The sequence below is a fragment of the Frankia sp. R82 genome, from assembly GCF_023716925.1.
GTDB lineage: Bacteria > Actinomycetota > Actinomycetes > Frankiales > Frankiaceae > Frankia.
The window spans coordinates 1-988 of record NZ_JAMQQG010000179.1 but is presented as its reverse complement, the minus strand read 5'-3'; the positions used below and the strand labels follow the sequence as shown (position 1 = coordinate 988).

Below are 988 nucleotides of genomic sequence, written 5' to 3'. Positions count from 1 at the left end.
GTCCCACGCCTCCCCGGCCACGTCGGCCACGTCGGCGGACGGTTCGACGGCGGGGCCGGTGCGGATGGCGGGGCCGGGGCGGTCGGCGGCGCGGGAGTTCCCGACGGGCTGGGCCCGGTCGGGTCCGGCGCGGGTGACGCGGGGGGCGTTCCTGTCCGGGGTGATGACCCCGCTGCTGCACTCGACGCTGAGCGTGGACAGTCACGGCGCCGACGTGTTCGACACGGTCCGCGACACCCCGGTGATCATCGTGTCGAACCACAGCAGTCATCTGGACGCGCCGATGTTGCTGTGTGCGCTGCCGGGGCGGGTGCGGGCGCGTACGGCGGTGACGGCGGCGGCCGACTACTTCTTCGGCAGTGTGTGGCGGGGTGCGTCCAGTGCGCTGGCGTTCGCGACGGTGCCGATCGACCGCAGCGGCGGGGTGCCCTCGACGACCCCGTTGGATCTGGTGCGCGGCGGCTGGAACCTGGTGATCTTCCCGGAGGGGACGCGGTCGAAGGACGGGGCGCGGGGCCGGTTCCGGTTGGGCGCGGCCTATCTGGCGATCAACGCCGGGGTGCCGGTGGTGCCGGTGGGGGTGCGGGGTGCGTATGCGGCGATGCCGCGGGGCCGTACCTGGCCGGTGCCGGGACGTCCGCGGGTGGCGGTGCGTTTCGGTGCGCCGATGCGCCCGGTGGACGGGGAGGACGTGCGTACGTTCACCGCCCGGATGGCTGCCGAGGTCGACCGTCTGTGCGCCGAGGACGCCACCTCCTGGTGGGAGGCGACCCGCACCGCCCTGGCCGAGGCCCCCGACTCCCCCACCGCCGAGGGTGCTGGCGGCGCCGCGGGTGCGGCATCCCCGACGGTTCCTGCCTCCCGTCCGCCCGCGCAGTCCGAGTCCGAGACGGGGACGGACCGGGACACGGCGGCTGGCGCGGCGGCGAGGACGGGTGCGGGTGCCGGGGTCGCCGCAGGGTCGCCGCGGGCGCTGGAACGTCCCCAC

The 988-nt window shown here is 76.0% G+C and carries 1 protein-coding gene; it reads left to right on the top strand.

What is annotated here, in order from left to right; genetic code table 11:
• A partial coding sequence (locus tag ND747_RS16480; protein WP_251734490.1) for a lysophospholipid acyltransferase family protein occupies positions 1-988 on the top strand: 988 nt, incomplete at both ends.